This window comes from Ruegeria sp. HKCCA5463, assembly GCF_013034175.1.
Taxonomy (GTDB): Bacteria; Pseudomonadota; Alphaproteobacteria; order Rhodobacterales; family Rhodobacteraceae; genus Ruegeria.
Window position 1 is genome coordinate 21,007 of record NZ_WQFL01000007.1, and the last position, 21,939, is coordinate 42,945.

At 58.4% G+C, this 21,939-nt stretch carries 24 protein-coding genes; 6 read left to right on the forward strand and 18 right to left on the reverse strand.

Going from position 1 to position 21,939, the window contains the following annotated elements; translation table 11 throughout:
* Positions 1-5: 5 nt before the first annotated feature.
* The 5 genes from GOW09_RS14945 to GOW09_RS14965 form a co-directional block, all read right to left on the reverse strand.
* Entirely contained in the window at positions 6-644 is a 639-nt protein-coding gene (locus tag GOW09_RS14945) for a glutathione S-transferase family protein (RefSeq protein WP_171119423.1), read from the reverse strand.
* A 278-nt stretch (positions 645-922) separates the two neighbouring features.
* The gene (locus GOW09_RS14950; protein ID WP_171119424.1) at positions 923-1,135 is read right to left on the reverse strand and encodes a hypothetical protein; all 213 of its coding nucleotides are present in this window, start codon (positions 1,133-1,135) and stop codon (positions 923-925) included.
* A 53-nt stretch (positions 1,136-1,188) separates the two neighbouring features.
* Entirely contained in the window at positions 1,189-2,970 is a 1,782-nt protein-coding gene (locus GOW09_RS14955; RefSeq protein WP_171119425.1) for an acyl-CoA dehydrogenase C-terminal domain-containing protein, read from the reverse strand.
* 42 nt (positions 2,971-3,012) lie between these two features.
* Complete coding sequence (locus tag GOW09_RS14960; protein WP_152457424.1) at positions 3,013-3,414, reverse strand: MerR family DNA-binding transcriptional regulator; 402 nt, start codon at positions 3,412-3,414, stop codon at positions 3,013-3,015.
* Positions 3,415-3,681: 267 nt separating this feature from the next.
* Positions 3,682-4,050 carry a MerR family DNA-binding transcriptional regulator gene (locus tag GOW09_RS14965; RefSeq protein ID WP_152457425.1) on the reverse strand — a complete coding sequence of 123 codons (369 nt, stop codon included), beginning with the start codon at positions 4,048-4,050 and terminating at the stop codon, positions 3,682-3,684.
* 115 nt (positions 4,051-4,165) lie between these two features.
* Here GOW09_RS14965 and GOW09_RS14970 point away from each other — a divergent pair, with 115 nt between their 5' ends.
* The 3 genes from GOW09_RS14970 to GOW09_RS14980 are packed head-to-tail and all read left to right on the forward strand — an operon-like array spanning position 4,166 to position 6,424.
* A complete protein-coding gene (locus GOW09_RS14970) occupies positions 4,166-4,585 on the forward strand; it encodes a PaaI family thioesterase (RefSeq protein WP_171119426.1) in 420 nt (139 codons plus the stop codon).
* Position 4,586: 1 nt separating this feature from the next.
* The gene (locus tag GOW09_RS14975; RefSeq protein ID WP_152457427.1) at positions 4,587-5,105 is read left to right on the forward strand and encodes a PaaI family thioesterase; all 519 of its coding nucleotides are present in this window, start codon (positions 4,587-4,589) and stop codon (positions 5,103-5,105) included.
* A 2-nt stretch (positions 5,106-5,107) separates the two neighbouring features.
* On the forward strand, positions 5,108-6,424 hold the full coding sequence (locus GOW09_RS14980; RefSeq protein ID WP_171119427.1) for an MATE family efflux transporter: 1,317 nt from the start codon (positions 5,108-5,110) through the stop codon (positions 6,422-6,424).
* Here the strand turns inward: GOW09_RS14980 and arsC are convergent.
* The 4 genes from arsC to GOW09_RS15000 are packed head-to-tail and all read right to left on the reverse strand — an operon-like array spanning position 6,421 to position 8,580.
* Positions 6,421-6,762, reverse strand: coding sequence for an arsenate reductase (glutaredoxin) (gene arsC / locus GOW09_RS14985; RefSeq protein WP_171119428.1), 342 nt, complete (start codon positions 6,760-6,762; stop codon positions 6,421-6,423). The two genes, GOW09_RS14980 and arsC, sit on opposite strands and share 4 nt — an antisense overlap.
* Positions 6,759-7,817 carry a quinone-dependent dihydroorotate dehydrogenase gene (locus GOW09_RS14990; RefSeq protein WP_171119429.1) on the reverse strand — a complete coding sequence of 353 codons (1,059 nt, stop codon included), beginning with the start codon at positions 7,815-7,817 and terminating at the stop codon, positions 6,759-6,761. Before GOW09_RS14990 ends, arsC begins: the two co-directional genes overlap by 4 nt.
* Positions 7,814-8,245 carry a DUF1330 domain-containing protein gene (locus tag GOW09_RS14995; RefSeq protein WP_171119430.1) on the reverse strand — a complete coding sequence of 144 codons (432 nt, stop codon included), beginning with the start codon at positions 8,243-8,245 and terminating at the stop codon, positions 7,814-7,816. The genes GOW09_RS14990 and GOW09_RS14995 overlap by 4 nt, the downstream gene beginning before the upstream one ends.
* On the reverse strand, positions 8,242-8,580 hold the full coding sequence (locus GOW09_RS15000) for a DUF952 domain-containing protein (RefSeq protein WP_152457432.1): 339 nt from the start codon (positions 8,578-8,580) through the stop codon (positions 8,242-8,244). Before GOW09_RS15000 ends, GOW09_RS14995 begins: the two co-directional genes overlap by 4 nt.
* 107 nt (positions 8,581-8,687) lie before the next feature.
* Here GOW09_RS15000 and GOW09_RS15005 point away from each other — a divergent pair, with 107 nt between their 5' ends.
* Positions 8,688-10,271 carry a bifunctional UDP-sugar hydrolase/5'-nucleotidase gene (locus GOW09_RS15005; RefSeq protein ID WP_171119431.1) on the forward strand — a complete coding sequence of 528 codons (1,584 nt, stop codon included), beginning with the start codon at positions 8,688-8,690 and terminating at the stop codon, positions 10,269-10,271.
* Between the two features lie 62 nt (positions 10,272-10,333).
* Here the strand turns inward: GOW09_RS15005 and GOW09_RS22665 are convergent, their stop codons facing one another.
* The gene (locus GOW09_RS22665) at positions 10,334-11,347 is read right to left on the reverse strand and encodes a sulfotransferase (RefSeq protein WP_254442748.1); all 1,014 of its coding nucleotides are present in this window, start codon (positions 11,345-11,347) and stop codon (positions 10,334-10,336) included.
* 39 nt (positions 11,348-11,386) lie between these two features.
* On the reverse strand, positions 11,387-11,947 hold the full coding sequence (locus GOW09_RS22670; RefSeq protein WP_254442749.1) for a lipopolysaccharide assembly protein LapB: 561 nt from the start codon (positions 11,945-11,947) through the stop codon (positions 11,387-11,389).
* 94 nt (positions 11,948-12,041) lie between these two features.
* Between GOW09_RS22670 and GOW09_RS15015 the strand changes: the two genes are divergently transcribed.
* Positions 12,042-12,707: an SOS response-associated peptidase gene (locus GOW09_RS15015; RefSeq protein ID WP_171119432.1), complete on the forward strand. Its 666-nt coding sequence runs from the start codon at positions 12,042-12,044 to the stop codon at positions 12,705-12,707.
* Positions 12,708-12,754: 47 nt separating this feature from the next.
* On the forward strand, positions 12,755-13,807 hold the full coding sequence (mnmH, locus tag GOW09_RS15020; protein ID WP_171119433.1) for a tRNA 2-selenouridine(34) synthase MnmH: 1,053 nt from the start codon (positions 12,755-12,757) through the stop codon (positions 13,805-13,807).
* Here mnmH and selD read toward each other — a convergent pair.
* From selD to GOW09_RS15055, 7 genes are read right to left on the reverse strand one after another with little or no spacing between them, the layout of a single operon-like run.
* The gene (gene selD / locus GOW09_RS15025) at positions 13,798-15,957 is read right to left on the reverse strand and encodes a selenide, water dikinase SelD (RefSeq protein WP_171119434.1); all 2,160 of its coding nucleotides are present in this window, start codon (positions 15,955-15,957) and stop codon (positions 13,798-13,800) included. The two genes, mnmH and selD, sit on opposite strands and share 10 nt — an antisense overlap.
* A 5-nt stretch (positions 15,958-15,962) precedes the next feature.
* Complete coding sequence (locus GOW09_RS15030; RefSeq protein ID WP_152457438.1) at positions 15,963-16,349, reverse strand: Na+/H+ antiporter subunit G; 387 nt, start codon at positions 16,347-16,349, stop codon at positions 15,963-15,965.
* Between the two features lie 7 nt (positions 16,350-16,356).
* A complete protein-coding gene (locus tag GOW09_RS15035; RefSeq protein WP_152457439.1) occupies positions 16,357-16,626 on the reverse strand; it encodes a K+/H+ antiporter subunit F in 270 nt (89 codons plus the stop codon).
* On the reverse strand, positions 16,623-17,120 hold the full coding sequence (locus GOW09_RS15040) for a Na+/H+ antiporter subunit E (RefSeq protein WP_171119435.1): 498 nt from the start codon (positions 17,118-17,120) through the stop codon (positions 16,623-16,625). Before GOW09_RS15040 ends, GOW09_RS15035 begins: the two co-directional genes overlap by 4 nt.
* Entirely contained in the window at positions 17,120-18,664 is a 1,545-nt protein-coding gene (locus GOW09_RS15045) for a monovalent cation/H+ antiporter subunit D (protein WP_171119436.1), read from the reverse strand. Before GOW09_RS15045 ends, GOW09_RS15040 begins: the two co-directional genes overlap by 1 nt.
* A complete protein-coding gene (locus GOW09_RS15050; RefSeq protein ID WP_152457442.1) occupies positions 18,661-19,020 on the reverse strand; it encodes a Na+/H+ antiporter subunit C in 360 nt (119 codons plus the stop codon). Before GOW09_RS15050 ends, GOW09_RS15045 begins: the two co-directional genes overlap by 4 nt.
* A complete protein-coding gene (locus tag GOW09_RS15055; RefSeq protein WP_171119437.1) occupies positions 19,020-21,890 on the reverse strand; it encodes a monovalent cation/H+ antiporter subunit A in 2,871 nt (956 codons plus the stop codon). Before GOW09_RS15055 ends, GOW09_RS15050 begins: the two co-directional genes overlap by 1 nt.
* Positions 21,891-21,939 lie beyond the last annotated feature (49 nt).

Sequence of the window (21,939 nt, forward strand, 5' to 3'; positions counted from 1 at the left end):
TCTCCTCAAGCTCGATCCGACGGGTTGCCGGGCATCAGGTCATATGGGTGTTTCCAGCCGGGCTGTTCGGACAGGCGAGTCAGCCAGGCGTCGATATGGGGCCAGTCGGCGCGGTCAAAGCCGAATGGTTCAGGGTAATACAGATAGCCGCAGCAGCTGAGATCGGCGTTGGTCACGCCGTCGCCGACGATCCAGTCGCGGCCTTCCAAATGCGCGTTCAGCACCTGGTAGGCGGCCTTCAGGCGGCCCTGGTTGAAGGCGATCACATCCGGGTTGCGGTGCTGTTCGGGCAGAAAGTTGATCAGGAACCGGGTCAGGCCCGCCATCGAACTGAGCTTGTGATTGTCCCACAGCACCCAGCGCAGGATGTCATAGTTCTCTTCCCGCGTTTTGCCGCCGAACTTGCCGGATTTTTCAGTCACGTAGGCCTGAATGGCACCGGATTGGGAGGTTTGAAAATCACCATCGACCATGAAGGGCGCTTCGCCCATCACGTTGATTTCCGAACGGAACTCGGGGCTTCGGGTGACGCCGTTGAAGAAATCGACAAAGACCGGTTCCCAATCGAGGCCAGACACTTCCAACGCCAGAGCGGCCTTGTAGGAATTGCCGCTTTCTCCGAAGCAGTGCAGTTTAATGGTCATGCAATCGCCCCTCCCGTGGCGCACGTGGCTAAGCCGGATTTGAGTATTTTTGAAAAGATGAAGGCCAGTCGGTAACCTTTGATCAACCATCTTCCTATTCAATGGTCCTGCGGTACAGGCTGGAGAGCCGATGACCGCAAAAGGTGAAGTCGTCCCTGTCCTGATGGCGAGTGCGCCCGGTGGCAGGGACGCGTCGCAGCTTCATCTTTTCATAAATACTCCCGCCGGAGGCATCCGGCATTCAAGTTAGCGGTTTCGTAAAAAATCGTCGCTGGCATTCACTTTTTCCGGGCCTCCAGTTCGGAATTAAAGATGCGCAGGCGATGGATCAGGTTGTCCTCGTTGATTACGCTGTTGAAATTTTCGAACAGAAAAGACAGCGCTTCGCCTTCATCTAATCCTGCCTCACGGGCAAAAGCCCTGAGCTTTCGATAGCCGTCCTCGGTCATGGCGACCGGGAATCGGCGGGTCAGGCGAAATCGTTTTGGCATTGTATCTCCTCCGAAAACCGGCTCCGGGGCGGGACCCCGGAACCGGAGAAAGATCAGAAGTTTGCAGCTTCCAGCGCCATGACCGTATCTGCGCCGGTTTGAATGCGCGACAGATGCAACGCCGTGGCGGGCAGACGGCGGGCCATGTAGAAGCGCCCGGTGTTGATCTTGGTCTCGTAGAACTCTTTGTCCGACGTGCCACTGTCCAGCGCTTCTTGTGCGGCCTTGGCCATACGCGCCCACATCAGGCCCAGGCAGACATGACCGAACATGTGCATGAAATCGTAGGAACCGGACAGCGCGTTGTTCGGATTTTTCATGCCTTCCTGCATGAAATACATACCAGCCGCCTGCAGATCCTTGGACGCAGCCTTCAGCGGTTCGATGAAGGCTTTGTCATACGCCTCGTTCTGGCCTGAGTTTTCCTTGCAGAAGGTTTTGACCATGTCGAAGAAGGCCATGACGTGCTTGCCGCCGTCCTGCGCCAGTTTGCGGCCAACAAGGTCCAACGCCTGTACGCCGTTGGCGCCTTCATAGATCATGGCGATCCGGGCATCGCGGGTATATTGCGACATGCCCCATTCCTCGATGTAGCCGTGCCCGCCATAGACTTGCTGCGCCTGAACGGTCATGTCGTAACCTTCATCCGTCAGGAAGCCCTTGATGACCGGGGTCAGAAGCGAGATCAGCCCGTCCGCGTCCTTGTCACCCGATCGGTGCGCTTTATCGATCATGGTCGCGCCCCAAAGGATGAACGCGCGTGCGCCTTCGGTGAAGCTTTTCTGATCCATCAGATTGCGACGGATGTCAGGGTGAACGATCAGCGGATCAGCCGGGCCATCGGGGTTCTTTACACCGGTTACATCGCGGCCCTGCAGGCGGTCTTTGGCGTATTCCAGAGCGTTCTGATACGCCGCTTCGGCCTGCGACAGGCCTTGCATGCCCACACCCAGACGCGCTTCGTTCATCATGGTGAACATCGCACGCATACCTTTGTGCTCTTCGCCCAGCAGCCAGCCGGTGGCCTCGTCATAGTTCATGACGCAGGTCGAGTTGCCGTGGATGCCCATCTTTTCTTCGATCTTGCCGACCGAGACGCCGTTGCGTTCGCCCAGCGAACCGTCCTCGTTCACGATGAACTTGGGCACGATGAACAGCGAAACGCCCTTGATGCCTTCGGGTCCGCCGGGGATTTTGGCCAGCACCAGGTGGATGATGTTGTCGGCCATGTCGTGATCGCCAGCCGAGATAAATATCTTCTGGCCCGAGATTTTATAGCTGCCGTCGCCCTGCGGTTCCGCTTTGGTGCGCATCAGGCCCAGATCGGTGCCGCAATGCGGTTCAGTCAGGTTCATGGTACCGGTCCATTCACAGCTGACCATTTTGGGCAGGTACTTGTTCTTCTGCTCGTCCGTTCCGTGCGCCAGAATCGCCGAGGCCGCGCCGTGCGTCAGGCCCTGGTACATGGTGAAAGCCTGGTTTGAGCCCGAGAACATCTCACCCACAGCAGTGCCAAGCACATAGGGCATGTTTTGGCCGCCATACTCTTCCGGCATGTCGAGGCCAGTCCAGCCGCCTTCCTTCATCTGCTCGAAGGCTTCCTTGAACCCGGTCGGGGTGTAGACAATACCGTTTTCCAACCGGCATCCTTCGGTGTCGCCGACAACGTTCAGCGGATGCAGAACATTTGTGGCAACCTTGCCGGCTTCTTCCAGAACCGCGCCGGTAAACTCGGCTTCCAGTTCGCTATAGCCGGGTATGTCCGACTGCGAGACATTCAGCACGTCGTGCAGGATGAACTGCATGTCTTTGGTTGGCGCGTTGTAAACGGGCATGTGAAGCTCCCTTAATTCATATGTCCGGATGACAGGTCGAGGTTACTCGGCTGCCTTCTTTTCCTGTTTCATCGAGGCGATGACTTTCTCGCCCCAGCGCAACTGCTCTTTCAGATCGTCGATGGCCTGCGTCAGCTCTTCGCGGCGCGCTTCCATGTCCTCCAGACGCTCGCACGCGATTTCATAGGTGCGGGTCATCTGTGTGACCTGCTGGTCGCCTACATGGTACAAATCCAGCAGTTGCCGAATTTCTTCCAGGCTGAACCCAAATCGTTTGCCGCGCAGGATCAGTTTGAGCCGCGCCCGATCACGCTTGGTGAACAGACGTTTCTGGCCTTCACGGATCGGGAACAGAAGTTCCTTGGCCTCATAGAACCGCAAGGTGCGTGGCGTGACATCATAGGTCTCGCACATCTCACGGATGGTCATCACATCTTCGGTCATTCGTCATACTCTCGTCACTGGCGTCATGAGATATGAGTTGCGCAGTTGGTACGCGCTTTACAACACGAGAGTGACGTTTACGTAATCCAGACGCTGCGTCATTTCAAAGTTGACGTAACATCCGGTCACGTAAGCACGGTCTGACGCAATTTTCTTTCCGTTGCGTCATGCGGAATTTCCCGCCAAATCTGGCGCAATTGAGGAAACACCGCGCATCTGTTTGCGCAGATTCAGGGTGATCAATTCGAATTTTCGGATTGGGGGCGGCTATCCCAAGGACTTGGCCGTCTGGTCGCGCAAACGCTTGAGTTCGTCCATGGCTTCGTCCAGTTGCTGGCGCTGCTGCTGAAGCTCGTTCATCTGGCGATCCGCCATCTCGACGAAGGTGGCCATTTGCGCCTCATTGCCCTGATCTTCGTAGATCAAAAGCCATTGGCGGATCTCTTCCAGGGGAAATCCGAACTTGCGGCCGCGCATGATCAGCTTCATCCGCGCGCATTCGCGCGGGCCGTAAAACCGGGACCGACCTTCACGGTCCGGTTGCAAAAGTTCGATGTATTCGTAATAGCGCAGAGTGCGCGGGGTCACGTCGAACTCGGCGCACATCTCTTTGAATGACAAACGGTTGTTGGACATTCCCGATCTCCTTGTCAGCAACCTAGGCGGTCCCGATCCCAAGCGCAACAGGTGGGCTTGCCCTTTGCGGAAACAGCGGCTCATAAAGGACGGGCAGAGAACAGGACGCAAACCAATGGTCGACAAGACAGTTTTAGCCCGCCAGTTTATCGAGGCGATACCCCATGCGCGGGCATTGAACCTCAAGCTCACGCAGATCGGTGAGGGCGAGGCAGAGATCACGTTGCCCTACAATGAGGATCTGATCGGGGATCCGCGCACAGGGGTGATTCACGGTGGGGCGATTTCCACAATTCTGGACACATGCTGCGGTGCTGCTGTGATGAGCCACCCCTCGGCCCCCGGCGGGACAGCCACGATCGATCTGCGCATTGACTACATGCGCGCAGCGACACCGGGTCAGACGGTGACAGCGCATGCCGTCTGCTATCACATCACGCGGAACGTGGCGTTTGTACGAGCGACGGCTATGGACCATGACCAAGACCTGCCGGTGGCCACGGCCTCGGGGTCCTTTACGGTTGAGGGGAAATAACATGGCAAGACCTCGTCCCGAACCAATGCAGGTGGTCAAGCAGCGACGCGACGCAGCGTTGCGTGCGCTGGTTGATGGTGTCCCTTATATCCGATTTCTCAATATCAGCTTCGACCGGCGCGGGGATGAACTGACCGGCGTTCTGAACTTCGATGACAAGTTGATTGGCAACCCGTTCCTGCCTGCGATTCACGGCGGTGTAACCGCGGCATTCCTCGAAGTGACCGCTGTCATCACCCTCAGTTGGGAACATATGTTCCCGCGTATCGAAAGTGGCGAGATCGACGGAGAGGCCATTGTGACCGACCCGAATATCCGCTTTCCCAAGACCATCGACTTTACCGTCGACTATCTGCGCTCGGGCCTTCCACGGGACGCATATGCACGGGCCTTCATCAGCAGATCCGGGCGGCGGTATGCCTCGGTCCGTGTCGAAGCCTGGCAGGACAATCATGCGAAACTGTTTGCGCAGGCTTCCGGACATTTCCTGATGCCGCAACCTCCCAGAGACAAGAGCTGACCGTGCAGGACGCCTCGGCGCCCATCACGCACAGGCGGGTGCTGAAGATAGCGGTGCCCATAGTTCTGTCGAATGCCACCGTGCCGATACTGGGTGCGGTGGATACCGGCGTTGTCGGTCAGATGGGCGAGGCGGCCCCGATCGGGGCGGTCGGCATCGGGGCTGTGATCCTGTCCACAATTTATTGGATCTTCGGTTTCCTGCGGATGGGCACAACCGGGATGGCGGCGCAGGCACGCGGGGCAGGCGATACCGTCGAAACCCGGGCGCTGCTGATGCGCGGCCTGATCCTTGGAGGCGCGGCAGGACTGTTCTTTATCCTTGCGCAGGTGGCCGTGTTTGCGGGTGCATTCGCGCTTTCCCCGGCAAGCCCCGAAGTCGAAGCCCTGACCCGATCCTATCTGGAAATCCGCATCTGGGGGGCGCCTGCAACCATCGCATTATATGCCGTTACCGGCTGGCTGATCGCCGTCGAGCGTACGCGCGGCGTGTTCATCCTTCAGGTCTGGATGAACGGGTTGAATATCGGTCTCGACCTGTGGTTCGTTCTGGGCCTGGGCTGGGGGGTCGAAGGGGTTGCGATTGCCACCCTGATCGCAGAATGGACCGGTTTGGCCTTGGGGGTGTGGCTTTGCCGGGATGGGTTCGCAGATGGAATCTGGCGCGATTGGGCTAGGGTTTTCGATGCCGCCCGGCTGCGGCGCATGTTGCAGGTCAACGGTGATATCATGCTGCGATCGGTTCTGTTGACCGGATCGTTCACGACATTCCTTTTTGTTGGCTCGGATCTGGGTGACGTGAATCTGGCGGCCAATCAAGTCTTGCTTCAGTTTCTTGAAATCACCGCCTTTGCGCTTGATGGGTTCGCCTTTTCCGCCGAAGCGCTGGTCGGAGGCGCAGTCGGTGCCAGAGACAGGTATCAGGTGCGTCGCGCCTCTGTCATGGCCTCGCAATGGGGTGTTGGGGGCGCGCTGTTGCTGGCGGCGGTTTTCTTCGTCGCCGGTCCGGCGCTGATCGACCTGATGTCAACTTCACCGCAAGTGCGTGAAGCCGGGCGCGAATACCTGTTCTGGGCCGCGATCGCCCCGGTGATCGGGGTGGCAAGCTGGATGTTCGACGGTATCTACATCGGTGCCACCTGGACCCGCGCCATGCGAAACGCGATGATTCAGTCGGTGGCGATCTATGTGGTCGCTTTGTTCATGCTGGTGCCTGTCTTCGGCAATCACGGCCTGTGGGCCGCGCTGATGGTTCTCAATATCGCACGTGGTGTGACAATGGGCTGGCGCTATCCCAAGCTTGAAGCCCAGGTGGCCTAGAGCAACGTCAACAGGTTTTCCGGCGGACGTCCGATGGCGGCTGTGTCTCCGGCAATTGCAAGAGGGCGCTCGATCAGGATCGGGTTTTCGGCCATGGCACGGATCAGGTCTTCGTCGGGCGAGGTTTTGGCCAGCCCCAGTTCCTTGAACCGTTTTTCTCCTGTGCGCATCATTTCGATGGGCGACAGCCCAAGCGCGGATTGCGCAGCGCGCAACTCGTCGATTGACGGTGCGTCTTCCAGGTACTTTCGAACGCAGACCTGCGCACCGTTTTCTTCCAAAAGCGCCAGACCGGCGCGGGATTTGGAACAGCGGGGGTTGTGCCAGTATTCGATCACAGCCAATCCTCTCGTTTGCTGCCGACGGCTTGCGATACGGTGTCAAAACCGTCACGCGCCAACAAGTCATCCAGACCTTTGGCGATGTCGGCCGCCAGGGAAATGCCGCCATAAACCATTGCAGTATAGAACTGCACGGCCGATGCCCCGGCACAGATCTTGGCATAGGCCTGCTCGGCAGTGCTGATGCCGCCCACGCCGATCAGGGGGATATCCCCTTCCGTCAGTTTGCTCAGCTGAGCCAGTACGCGGGTCGACTTTTCAAACAGCGGGGCGCCCGACAAACCACCACTTTCGTCTTTCTGCGCGCTGCGCAACCCGTCGCGGGACAAGGTGGTATTGGTGGCGATCACAGCGTCCAACCCGGTTTCGCGTGCGACCTCGGCGATGTCCTGCAATTCCGCCTCGGTGAGATCCGGAGCGATTTTCAGGAAGATCGGCAGCCGGCGCGGCAGCGCATCACGTGTCTCGATCACACCGCTCAACAACGCGGTGAGAGCGGCTTTGCCCTGCAAATCCCGCAGCTTCTCCGTATTCGGGGATGACACGTTGACGGTTGCAAAATCTAGGTGTTCGGCACAATGGGCCAGCACTTTGACAAAATCGCCCGCGCGGTCTTCGCTGTCCTTGTTGGCCCCCAGATTCAGGCCGATGACCGCGTCTTTGGGGCGGTCTGCCAGCCGTTTCGCCATCACCTCCATGCCTTCATTGTTGAAGCCAAAGCGGTTGATGGCTGCCTTGTCCTCGGTCAGGCGAAAAAGACGGGGTTTGGGGTTTCCCGGTTGCGGGCACGGCGTGACCGCCCCGACCTCGACAAAACCGAACCCGGCGCGGGACAGCGGGGCCAAAACCTCACCATTCTTGTCGAACCCGGCAGCCAGCCCAACCGGGTTCGGCAGGGTCAACCCGGCAACGACCGTTTTCAAGCGCGGCGTCGTTACCGGCCCGGGTGCGGGTGCCAGCCCTGACTTCAACGCCCTAATCGACATCCCGTGGGCTGTCTCGGGGTCCATGCGGTGCAGGGCGGCAAGGCCCAGTTTCTCTGTCAGTTTCATCCGAACGTCGCCCCGGCTTCACCTGAACCGCATCGGATCAGGCGCGACGTTTCCACCGCCGCCTGACGGTGGATCACCGCCGCCCGATAGGCTGGGTCGGTGACCATTTCCAGAAATGCGTGTGCCGTCGGATAGCGGGCGATGAAGACGGCATCCCACGCCTCGTCCGCCGGGCCAATCAGGGTTGATTCAAACACCCCACGCCAAAGGATGCGCGCCCCGATACGTTCAATGATCGGAGCGGTTTCGGCTCCGTAGTTCTTGTAGGCTTGCGCTCCGGTCAGGTCTGCATTCGCCAGTTCATGCGCGGGTGGGTACTGCGCCTTGGCCCGAAACTTCACCAGGTTGAGCATTTCGATCGGCTGGTCCCGATCCAATGCCTTGAAGGCCTCGAACTGGTCGCGGTCCGGGTCGATATAGGATGTCATGACATGTCCTTTGGGAACTGGTGCGCGGTGCCGTCAAACGGCAGAGGGCGTGACCAGACAACATCGCTCATCCGGATCTGGCGATAGAGATGCGGGAACAGGGCACCGCCGCGCGAGACCTCCCATTTCAGGTCGTCGCCCATCGCATCTGCGTCACAGGCCAGCAAAACCAGACCATCGACACCGGCAAAATGTTTGGCTGCGGTTTCAGCTGCTTGTTCAGCGGTGGAAAAGTGGACAAACCCGTCAGCGACGTCGATCGGAGCACCGTTCGAGGCACCTTGGTCCTGCAAGGTGGCCCACTCTTCGGCTCGGAAAATCTTGTAAATCAGCATACGGACCTGATGCCCCGCGTACGCGTTGGAATCAAGCCGGATTTCTTCTTTGACTCTTTGGCGTCATCGGCGCACGATCCCTGCAAATTAAAACAGGGAGATTCAATATGTTGACGCGTTTCCTGGCTTCGGCTGCAATTCTTGGCCTGACCGCTGGCGTGGCGGCGGCAGAATACAAGCTGACCATTCTGCATACTAACGACATTCACAGTCGTATCGAGTCGATCAACAAATACGACTCGACCTGTGACGCAGAAGGCGAAGCCGAAGGTAAGTGTTTTGGCGGCGTTGCACGCCTCAAGACCATGGTAGACGCCCGACGCGATGCGCTGGCGGATCAGAATGTGCTGCTGCTGGATGCGGGGGATCCGTTCCAGGGATCGCTTTACTACACAACATATAAGGGCGCGGCAGAGGCCGAGTTCATGGAAGCCATCGGTTACGATGTTATGGCCGTTGGCAACCACGAATTCGACGATGGTCCGGAAGGTCTGGCGTCGTTCATCGACGCGGTCAGTTTCCCAGTGATCTCGGGCAATCTGGACCTGTCGTCGTCGGCCGAGTTGAAGGACAAGGTCGGCAACCATGTTGTGCTTGACGTTGGCGGTCAGAAGGTCGGCATAATTTCAGCACTGGCAACGGACACGGTTGAAACGTCAAGCCCCGGCAAGGACGTAATTTTCAAGGATGAGATAGAAAGCCTGCAGGCTGATGTAGCTGCCTTGCAGGATGAAGGTGTCAATATCATCATTGCTTTGAACCATGTTGGATTGGCCAAGGATCTGGAGATCGCAGAGCAGGTGCCGGGGCTTGACCTTGTTGTCGGCGGCCATTCGCACACGCTGCTCTCGAACACGCAGGAAGGTGCGGCTGGGTCATATCCGATGATGGTCGGTGATGTCCCGATCGTGCAGGCCTATGCCTATTCCAAATATCTGGGCGAGATCACGCTGACCTTTGATGATGACGGCAACCTGATTTCAGCGGAAGGTGAGCCTATCCTGCTTGATGCGTCTGTCACGCCCGATGCGGATATCGCTGCACGCGTGGCCGAAATGGGCGCACCGATCGAAGAAATGAAGCAACGCGTCGTTGCCAACTCGGCCGCTGCAATTGAAGGCGATCGGGCGATTTGCCGCGTACAAGAATGCGAAATGGGTAACCTTGTCGCCGACGCCATGCTGGCGCGGGTTGCCGAACAGGGCGCTCAGATTGCGATTGCGAATTCTGGCGGTCTGCGCGCGTCGATTGACGAAGGCGAAGTGACCATGGGCGAAGTGCTGACCGTGCTGCCGTTTCAGAACACACTGTCCACTTTTGAGATCACCGGGCAGACCGTCATTGACGCGCTGGAAAACGGCGTAAGCCAGGTGGAAGAGGTCAAGGGCCGGTTCCCGCAAGTGGCGGGCCTGCGCTTTACCTGGGATCCCAGCGTAGCGCCGAACGAAGGGCGTATCATTGATGTGATGGTCGCCGAGGGTGATGGGTTCGTTCCGATTGATCCGAACAAAACCTACCTGGTCGTAACCAACAACTACGTCCGCAACGGTGGCGATGGGTATTCGATGTTCGAGGGCGATGACAAGAACGCCTATGACTTCGGTCCGGATCTTGCGGATGTAACCGCAGAATATCTGGCCGAAAACGCGCCGTACCAGCCTTATGTCGACGGACGCATCCAACAGAAGTGACCCTGTTTTTCGAAAAGGACAAAAGCCGCGTTGTTATGATGCGGCTTTTCCGCTTCTGCGGATTAACTGAAATCGTATTCCGGCCAAAGTTCCGGGTCAAAGCCATCCAGCATCGGTTTGATCTGATCCGCGACCTTGCGCCAGCGCCCGATTGACTTGGTCGAGATCTTGTTGCGCACCTGATCCACGCTGGCCGTACGCACCTGTCTGGTGTTCTTTTCGGGGTGTACCATGGATTGGCACCACTCAATACCGCAAAACTCCGCAACGCGCTGGCTGTGGGTCACGGGGTCCGCTACCAGATCTTCATAGGGCATTGTCAGAATGCGGTTTCCGAACAGCTTATCCCAATGAGACATGTAGCGGCGATACAGATTTGCGGTATGCGCGATCGCTTCAAGGTTGGATGTGTCGTTCATGCCTTCTGCTAGGAACCGCTGGATCCATTTTGACAAACCGACATCGCGTGGATCCCGCAGCATGTCGATGATCCGGGCATTCGGGAAGGCCGCAAGAATGAAGCCGACATTTTGATAGTTGTGCGGCATCTTGTCGACAAAGGCGATTGAATCCGTCGGAATCCCAGGCATCTGGTCCAGGTAGCTTTGGGCAATCGCCTTCGCGGCTTCTGAATCGAGCGACGTGCCGGACGTATGAAACTTGGCGGAAAGGTCGGTCATCAGCATCAGTTCACCGCGACCGGCGATACCGGGCGCAGAGCTCAGCATCATCTCCATCAAAGTGGTTCCGGATCGCGGCTGACCGATAATAAAAATTGGTACCGGCATACTGTTTTGCTCTGCACTGACCCGAGGCGACCCTTGAGGGAACAGGTCCAGAATATCGGATATTTTGTTCTCTTCGATTTCGGGGTCGTAGGGTAGAATACTCTGTTGGATTGCGTTTGCCTTTGCAAATTGCGGCAACGCCTTGGCCAAGCCTTCGCTTTTTTCGATCAGATGTGCCTTGGCAAACTCGAGCTCTTGTAAAGGTTGATCTGTCTGAGCGATGGCCTCGTTCAACGCAGGGATCATCTGCGGCACGTTTTCCTGTGCGGTCAATATTGCGGATTGCAACAGGGCATTCGGGTTGTGGGGATCGGTTTCCAGGATGTTTTACAGAACTTTGATCGCTTGGGCTCTGTCACCGGCCTGATGCAGATTGATAGCCATTTGCAATGCAATCGTTGTGTTCTTTGGTGCCAGCTCGTACGCGCGTTGGATATCCCGCGTGCTTTCCTCGACAAAACCGATGCTTTGGAAGGCGCGGGCACGCTTTGAAAGCAATTCCGCGTTGTCCGGATCTGACGCCAGTTTGTGTGTAGGAAACTGGATGATGGATCGCCAGTTTTCCCCTTGGCGTTGTATTTCGTCGATGACTCTGGTGAGTTCCCGATTGTTGGGAAATCGTTCAATCTTTTTCTCTGCGTAGGTCAATGCCTGCACAATTTGCCCTGTTTGCATCAAGGCGTTAGCCAGATTCTCGGCAAATTGCGGATCATCGGGCTTCATCCGCGAGGCTTCAATGAAATGCGGAATGGATTTCCTGTACTGCTTCATCTCGGTCAAAACGAAACCGGCGATGGCTTGGTAATCCGAGTCCTTCGGGAATTTCTTGATGCCCAATTGGGCCTTTTTCAGCGCCTGTGGAAGCTTGCCCGCATCCAAAAGGGCCATCGCTTTACTCTTGAGGGATTGCGTTTTTGGGTTTTCCGTGTGATCCCGTGAGATCCTGTGCCAGTATCAAGATTGTATCGTCGGTTGATTACCTATGTGCGGACGGTTTGCAATAACTCTTCCCAATGACGCGATGGCGCAGCTGTTCTCCGCGCGTCCGGCAAACGCGTTGCCGACCGTACCGAATTTCAATGTTTGTCCGACAAATCAGGTGCATGTGGTTCGGGGTGGTGACTCAGGTCGGCGTCTGGATGCGCTGCGTTGGGGGTTCTTGCCACATTGGTACAAGACGCAAACCGCCGGGCCTTTGCTGATCAACGCCCGCGCCGAGACTTTGGCGGAAAAGCCTGCCTTTCGCGATGCCTGCCGGTCGCGTCGCTGTCTGATTGCCGCAACGGGGTTCTACGAATGGACCAAGACGGACGAGGGAACGCGCTTGCCATGGTACATCCATCGTAGGGACGGCGCCCCCATTGCCTTTGCCGGGATCTGGCAGGATTGGGGGGTGGATGAAAACCGTCAGGGCACCTGTGCCATCGTGACGACCGCGGCCAACGAAAACCTTGGTACCATCCATCATCGGATGCCCCTGATCCTCGAACCCGAACATTGGTCATTGTGGCTGGGAGAAGCGGGAAAGGGCGCTGCTCGTTTGATGCAGCCGGGGGCAGAGGATGTGCTGACGTTTCATCGCGTTGATCCAGTCGTGAACTCGAACCGGGCCAGCGGACCTGATCTGATCACGCCTTTGCACGAGTGACGGCGTGCGGCCTTTTCTTTGCAGACGCGGCAAGCTAGACCATCGGCATGGCCCTGAATTTTTCTGATCTGACACAGCTTTATGCGCATGGTTTTGACACGGTCATCGATGTGCGCAGTCCGGCAGAGTTCGCTGAAGATCATCTGCCAGGCGCGATCAACCTGCCGGTTCTGAACAACGAGGAACGCGCCCGTGTCGGGACCATGTATGTACAGGAGAGCCCGTTTCTGGCGCGTAAACTCGGGGCCGCTCTGGTATTCCGCAATGCGGCCAACCACATCGAGCAACATCTAAGCCACCACGAAGGCAGCTGGCGCCCTCTGATCTATTGCTGGCGTGGCGGACAGCGTTCCGGGTCGTTCACATGGATGCTGCAACAAATCGGCTGGCGCGCGGATGTGATCGAGGGCGGCTATCGCACCTACCGCAGGCTGGTGAATGCGTATTTGTACGATGATCCGTTGCCGCATCGGTTGGTGGCGCTGGATGGCTATACCGGAACGGCCAAGACAGAATTGCTGGCACGTTTGCAGGCACGCGGGGTGCAAGTTCTTGACCTCGAAGCACTGGCCAATCACCGAGGGTCTCTGCTGGGGGAAAGACCGAGCGGCCAGCCCAGCCAGAAAGCTTTTGAATCGGCCCTGGCACGGGCGCTTTGTGCGATGGATACGGCGCGCCCGGTCGTCATCGAAGCGGAATCGTCCAAGATCGGCAGCCTGATACTGCCGCCCAGCCTGTGGAACGCTTTGTGCGCAGCCCCACGGGTGAACATCACGGCTCCGCTCGAGGCGCGCGCTGCCTATCTCGTTCAGGCCTATGACGACATCCTGTCTGACAGTGACCGTTTGAGGGACCGTTTGTCGCCGCTGCGCTTTCATCGCGGGCACGAGGTCGTGGATGGTTGGATGCAGCTGATCGAAGCAGGTCAAAAACAGGTGCTGACCCAGGCCCTGATGGAGCAGCATTACGACCCGGCATACGCAAAGTCGCGGCGGTCCCGTTCCGTCAAGGTTCTGGCCGATATTGAGATCGCCGTTCTGAACGATGCCGGCCTGAGCAAGGCGGCCACCCGGATCGAAACCCTGCTGGATCAGTCCTGAAGGCGCAGTCCCGGTGCATCGGTGAGCTCGCCGATTGCCATGGCCGGATATCCGGCGTTCCTGAGGTCTTTCAAGACGGTTTCGGCACCCTTTGCCGCCACTGCGGCCAGCAGGCCGCCTGCTGTCTGCGGGTCGAATATCAGGGCGGCTTTGCCCGCGGCAGGCAGGGCAGGTGCTATTGCCCGGTTGTCTGCAAAAAGGGTTGATCGAACACCCCGGTCCGTCAGTTCCTGCGCGCCATCCATCAACTCCGCGGCATCCAAATCCATAATGGCCCCGCATCCGGAAGCGTCGCAGATACCTTGCAGATGTCCGGCCAGACCAAACCCGGTCACGTCGGTCATCGCATGGGCCCCGGCCAATATGCGGGCCGCCTTACCCTGCGGCTGCGCCATATGCCGGTAGGCTGCGGCGACCCAGGCACCGTTGGCCTGGCCTGCCATCTCGGCCGCCATGAGAACGCCGCTTCCTATGGGTTTGGTCAGGATCAGACAGTCGCCCGGTTGCCCGCCGGCCAGCGTAATCGGGTCGGCGTCGCACAGGCCGGTCAGTGTGAAACCGATTGTCATCTCGTCACCCATGGAACTGTGCCCGCCCACGATATCGGCACCGGCGTCCCGCATGATGTCTCCTGCGATCGACATGATTTCCGACATGGTACGGCGTTGCAGGGCAGCAGACATGCGCGGAAGGATGATCGTTGCCGTGGCAGCCTGAGGCGTGGCCCCCATGGCCCACACATCCCCCAGGGCATGTACAGCGGCGATGCGCGCCATAAGTGCGGGATCATTGGTAAAAGCCCGCAGGTGATCTGATGTCATGACCTGCCGAACCCCGCCCGTCTGAAGCAGAGCCGCGTCGTCGCCGGGCAGGGGGATGATATCCGGGCGAACGGGATCGGGCTGCGATTTCAGCGCCACCTGCAATGCTCCGCGCCCGACCTTGGCACCGCATCCGCCACACATCGGTTTTTCACCCAGCACCTCGACAAGCCCGGCGGCATGCGCGCGCGGCAGCGCGGGGGGCTTCATCTGCGGCAGGTCCCGGAACTTGTTCATGAAAGTCTGGTCGATGTGGTTCTTCCATTTCCACATCATCGCTCCGCTGTGGGACAACCCCAAACGCTCACCCAGCGCTGATTTGCAGCCCAGCGAAATCAGCTTCAGGTAATCTTTCTGCGGGACGTACTTGCGCATCCGTCCAACCCCCAGCGCCGCGCGCAGATTGTCGAACAGAACCGGTGCTTCGCGCACTGCATATACACCGGCTTTGGGTCTGGGATTGTCCGTCAGATGGGCGCAATCACCGGCGGCAAAAACCACGGGATCGCTGGATTGCAGGTAGCTGTTTACCCGGATGAAGCCATGCTCAAGGTCCAGCCCGGTCTTTTCGATCCAGCCATAGGGGCGGGCTCCGGCCGCACCTGTCACGAAACCGGCCGGGATTTTGCGCCCGTCCTGCAATGCGACGTGATCCGAAGCGATCCGGTTGATCGCGGCGTTTTCGATCACCTCTACACCAAGATCCTGCATCGCACGGCGGATCGTCTCTGCTGCTTTGGGCCTGGTGGCCGTCAAGGCAATGGCATTGTCGATCAGCGTAACCTGCGCTGACCGACCCTTGGCCCTGAGCGCATGAGCCATCGCCATGGCCAGTTCAACCCCGGCGACCCCACCGCCGATTACGACGACCGAGGCAGGGCCGCTGCCTTCCAGATAAGCAGCCCACTTTGCCGCGAATGGCCCCAGTGGTTTGGCTGGTACCGCATGTTCCGCAAAGCCGGGCATTGCGGGCATGTCCGAAGTGATCCCAACATTGACCGACGCCACATCGAAACCTACCGGAGGACGCCCGGGAACATGGATTTCCTGACGATCGGTATCGATTCCATCGACCGCGCCCAGAATGACGCGCGCGCCTGCGAAGCGGGCCAGTCTGACCAGATCGATGTCCAGCTCCGACCGGTCATAATGCCCGGCGACATAGCCTGGCAGCATCCCGGAATACGGGGCCGTCGGGCCGGGGTTTATCACGGTCACACGCGCCCCCGGCAACGGGTCCATCCCCCATTTGCGCAGCAGCAGCGCGTGGGTGTGACCTCCGCCAACAAGAACCAGATCGCGGGTCAGGGGCAGCGGAGGAATATGCATCGGTTTCAATTCGCGCTATGATCCGGAACGTCTTCGACCTGCTCGACGGCGTGGGTGGCCCAAAGTTCATCCTCGCCGGCATCCGGCAGGTCTTCGGGTTTTTCATGCCGGTGTATGTGCCACTTTGCAATGAACAGGGCCGTGATCGGAGCGGTCAGGAACAGGAACAAAGTGATCAGCAGCTCGTGCAGGGACAGCTTTCCTTCCAGAAGAACAGAATGCACTATCGAAGCCAGAAGCACGCCGCCCACCCCCAAGGTCGTTGCCTTGGTCGGGGCGTGCAGGCGGGACATCGGGTCTTTCAGCTTGATCATGCCAAAAGACCCGACAAAGCCGAAGATACCCGAGACGATCAGGAAAAAGGCGATCAGCAGTTCCACGATGAATGTCATCCCGCCCTCATTCGATAATGTTGCCGCGCAACATGAAGCGCGCATAGGCCACGGTGGAAACAAAACCGAGCATGGCAATGATCATGGCGGCCTCGAAAAAAATCTCGGTCCCCTGATCCAACCCATATAGGATCATCAGGGCGATGGTGTTGATTACCATAGTGTCCAAGGCCAGAACCCGGGTGCCGACCCCGTCAGCGGTTATGATACGCCACAGACACATCATGATCGCCGCACCGAAACAGGCAAATGCAAAATAAATCGCGTAGTCGATCATTCGAAAATCTCCTTCAGGCGACGTTCATAGCGCTGTTTGATCTGGTCCCGCACGGCCTCGGGGTCGGGGGCATCAAGACAGTGCACCAGCAGATTATGCCCCTGAGCTGACAAATCACAACTGACGGTGCCCGGAGTCATCGTGATGGTGCCCGCAAGAACCGTGATCGCTTCGGGTGTGCGCAGTTCAAGCGGGACGCAGATCCAGTTGGGCTGGCGGTTATCATTGCGTTTGAACAGGATGATCCGGGCCACTGTCACGTTCGCAACCACGATATCCCAAAGCACCACCAGCATGTATTCCACAACCATTGGCCAGTTGCGAAGCTTGGGACGATCCGGCCAGTAGGGTTGCGTGACGAACGGAATGATGATCCCGAGGATCAGACCAAAGATCAAAGAGTTCAGCGAAGGCTTGTTCGCCAGCAGAATCCAGACAAGCGTCAGCAAAATCGTCAGGTGAGGGTGCGGGAAAATTCGGCGCAGCAGTTTCATCACTCTTCCCTTCCCAAGACGGCAGAGATGTAGTTTTCAGGGGTAAACAACTGCTCTGCGGTTTTGCTCGTGTACTCCAGGGCCGGACCCGCGAACAGGGTCAGCAGGACCAGACCTGCCACGGCCCCGAACACAGCCGTAAAAGCAAGGCCGGGTTGCGGTTCGGGGGCGGCGGGTGCAGACGCGTTTTCGCCTTCGGCGGTTTCATCGGTTGTGACAACCTCAGCGTCGTAGCTTTTCCAGAAAATCAGCGTCCCGGCACGGGCCAGCCCGACGATGGTGACGAATGATCCAATCAGGATAACGGCCCAGACCGAGGTGGCATCGGATGCATCACGCGAAGCGTCCAGAACCAAAAGCTTGCCAACAAAGCCGGACAACGGCGGCATTCCAGCCATCGCGATGGCGCCGACAAAGAACAGGGCAGCAATCAACCCGCTTTGCGGCATCGGCGGCTTGGGGGCTATGGCCCCTCCCTGCCGTTCCATGATCAGGTCAGCAATGAGAAACAGCAACGCGGTCGCAAGTGTCGAATGGAACACGTAATAAAGGGCGGCTGCCGTCGCGCCGGGCGTGAACTGCGAAATCGCGATCAGCAAAGTCCCCATGGACGCAATGGCGCAAAAGGCAACCATGCGGGCAATATGCTGCGATCCCAGAATGCCGACGGCACCGACGGCAAGCGTCAGCAGCGCCGCAGGTTGCAACCAATCGCCAACCAGACCCTGCGTGACTTCGACGTCGGGGCCGAAGGCCAGAGTGTACATTCGCAGGATCGAATAGGCCCCTACCTTGGTCATGATTGCAAACAGGGCCGCAACAGGCAGCGGGGCGTTGGCATAGCTGGCGGGCAGCCAGAAGTGCAGGGGCAGAACGGCAGCCTTGATGCAGAAGACCAGCAGCAACAGCACCGCACCAACCCGCAGCAATGCGGTATCTTCGGCTGGTATCTCTGCAACGCGCAGGGCGATGTCCGCCATGTTCAGCGTACCGGTCACGCCATAGATCGTGCCAAGGGCAAACAGAAACAGAGTCGACCCCAACAGGTTGTACGCTACATATTGCACACCCGCTTTCAACCGTACCGCGCCACCGCCATGAGTCATTAGGCCGTAAGACGCGATCAACAGCACCTCGAAGAACACGAAAAGGTTGAAGGCGTCGCCGGTCAGGAAGGCGCCACAGACGCCCATGAGCTGGAAATGAAACAGCGCGTGGAAATGCTTGCCCCTGTCATCCCAGCCCGAGGCGATGGCATAAAGCACGATCGGCAGGGCCAGCAGGGCGGTCAGCAGAACCATCATTGCGGACATGCGATCCAGCACCATAACGATGCCAAAGGGGGCGGGCCAGTCGCCAAGCTCGTACACCTGAATGTCCCCGCCCGAGGCCTGAGCCGTGATTGTCAGCGCAATCCCAAGCAAAGCCACGACACCCGCGACCGAGAAGATACGTTGCAAGTCCAGATGGTATCGCAGGACCATGATGATGAAAGGGGCCAGAATCGCGGGCAGGACGATCGGCGCAACGATCCAGTGGTTCATGCGTCATCTCCCGGCGCGTCAACACTGTCCTGGGCGGTCATGTCGATATGGTCATTCTTGGCGGACAGGTATGCGCTGAGCGAGATCATCACGATCACGGCTGTCATCCCGAACGAGATCACGATAGCCGTCAGGACCAGCGCCTGTGGCAGTGGGTCGGTATAGGGGACGTCCTCGTACTTGTTCAGAACCGCTGGTGCGTTCAGCGCCAGTCGTCCGGTCGCGAACAGGAAGACGTTCACCGCGTACGTGATCAGCGACAGGCCCAGAATGACTGGAAACGTCCGGCGGCGCAGGATCAGGAAGATCCCGGCAGCGGTCATGATACCGACGGCAGAGGCTACGAGCGCTTCCATCAGGCCTGCTCCTTCTCTTGTTGTTCTTCCGGAGGGTTGTCTCGCAGGGGGTTGATATCCATCGGGAATTCCTGTGCCATCCCCGGTTGCCACGCAAAGCGGGACAGGCTGTCCAATGCCAGCATGACCGCACCCAGAACCGCCAGGAATACGCCTGTATCAAACAGCATGGCGGTGGCCCATTCGAATTCCTCAAGCGGAGGCCAGTTGATGTAGCCGAAATCGCTGGTGAGGAAGGGACGTTCATTGAACCACGCGCCCAACCCGGTTGCCGCGGCGATCAGAACGCCCCAGCCGATGGTGCCGTGGTAATAGAACCTCTGCCGCTCGATGGCCCAAGTATAGCCGCTGGCCATGTATTGCATCAGATAGGCGATGGCGACGATCAGGCCGGCGATAAAGCCGCCACCGGGCTGGTTGTGCCCGCGAAAGAAGATGTACGCCCCGACCATCAGTGCGATCGGCATCATGACGCGGGTGACCACAACCATCATCAGCGGATGCGAATCCCCGGATTGCGGCCAATGCGGTTTGCGGTTCAGCAGATAGCTGCGGACATTTGTACCGAGAACGGATTCCGTCAGCGCAAAGATGATCAGCGCGGCGATGCCCAGAACGATGATCTCGCCAAAGGTATCAAAACCCCGGAAGTCGACAAGGATCACGTTGACCACATTGGTGCCGCCGCCGCCTTTGTAGGAATTGGCCAGATGGAACTCTGAAATCGTCGGGAACGCGAAATCGCGCATCATCATCGCGTAGATCAACGCACCGGTGCCAAGGCCCGCGACCACGGAAATCGCCGCGTCCCGCCAGCGCCGTGCCGCCGAACTGTCCCAGGGCGTTTCGGTCGGCAGGAAGTTCAGCGACAGCAACAAAAGGATCATTGTCACCACTTCGACCGAGATCTGCGTCAAGGCAAGATCGGGGGCCGAGAGATAGTTGAAGGCAACCGAAACGATCAGGCCGACGACGCCGATCAATACCAGTGACAAAAGACGATTCCGATGGAACCACATAATGCCCAGCGTCGCACCCACAAGACAGATCCAGCCAAGTATAGGAATGATCTGAGCCGGCAGCGGAACGCGGGTTTCAATGCCGATGGTTCCGGTCGAATACGCGTAATAACCCAGGCCAACGGTAAAGGCGACGAAGATGATCGCATAGCGGCTAAGGACCCCGTTGTGCATCTCATCCGTGATCCATCGGCTCAACCTGGTCAGCGCTTCTATGATTGCTTCAAAGATCTGCTTGGCTTCGGGGCGGGGCAGAGCGTTCCAGATCTGCTCACCTCGTCTGTGCAACGCCAGCAGGAATAGACCACCCAGCGTGGCCACGACCGACATGTAAAGGGCCGGTGTGAAGCCATGCCAGAGTTTCAGCGAGTAATACGGAAGCTTCTCGCCGCCAATCACCGCGCTGGACACCACTGCGACCAATGGGCCGACAATGGCCGCGGAATAGAGGCCGATCAGGATGACAAGTACGACCAGGAACGCGGGCGCAATCCACAACCCAACGGGCGGATCATGCGGATGTGCCGGATAATCTTCCCGCTGAGGTCCAAGAAAGACGTGGCTGACGAAGCGGAAGGAATAAGCGGCCGAGAACAACGCAGCCAAAAGCGCCAGCCCCGGCACCAGGTAATGAGAGTGCAGCCATGTGGTGTGCACGGTTTCTTCAAGCATCATCTCTTTGGACAGGAAACCGTTCAGAGGCGGCAGCCCGGCCATCGAGAGGGCGGCAATCGTGCCGATTGTGAAGGTGATCGGCATCAGGTGGCGCAAGCCACCCAGTCTTTTGATATCGCGCGTGCCGGTTTCGTGATCCACGATCCCAGCGGTCATGAACAAGGCGGCTTTGAACGTTGCGTGGTTGATGATGTGGAACACGGCAGCGACGGCGGCAATTTTTGTGCCAAAGCCCAGCAGCATGGTGATGAGGCCAAGATGCGAAACGGTCGAAAACGCCAGCAGCGCCTTAAGGTCGTCCTTGAACAACGCGATAGACGCGCCAATCAGCATGGTGATCAGCCCCGTCGTGGCGACGATGTAGAACCACGCATCCGTGCCGGCCAGAACCGGCCACATCCGTGCCATCAGAAACAGGCCCGCTTTCACCATTGTGGCAGAGTGCAGATAGGCCGAAACCGGTGTTGGCGCGGCCATGGCGTGCGGCAGCCAGAAATGAAACGGGAACTGCGCCGACTTGGTGAAACAGCCCAGCAGGATCAGGATCAGCGCAGGCATGTAGTAGGGTGAGGCCTGGATCAGTTCTTTGTTCTGCAAAATGACGCTGAGGTCGTAAGACCCCACGATATTGCCGAGGATCAGCATCCCGGCAATCATCGCCAAACCGCCAGAGCCAGTGACAGCCAAAGCCATGCGCGCGCCCTGACGACCTTCGGGAAGGTGCTTCCAATAGCCGATCAGCAGGAATGAGCTGAGCGATGTAAGCTCCCAGAATATAAGCAGAAGCAGGATGTTGTCGGACAGGACAATCCCAACCATCGCGCCCTGAAACAGCAAAAGATAGGTAAAGAACTGCCCCATCGGATCTTCGCGCGACAGATAGAACCTTGCATAAAGGATGATCAGCAGCCCTATGCCCAGGATCAGCAACGCGAACAAAAATCCCAGGCCGTCCAGCATGAAATTCGCGTTCAGCCCCAGCCCCGGTATCCAGTCGAACCGGGCGGTCACGACGTCTCCGCGCATCACCGCAGGGATATGGATCAACAGGCCCATCAGGGCCAGGAATGTGGTCAACCCGGCGGCGGATGCGGCTGCGTTCCGGCCTGCCCGGATCAGCAGGGCAGGAAAAACAGCGCCGAGAAAGGGAAGGGCCGCGATGAGGAATAGGGACAAGTGCGATACTCCGGTCTGGGCGGTCAGTGTGAAGCCAATTTTGTAAGGA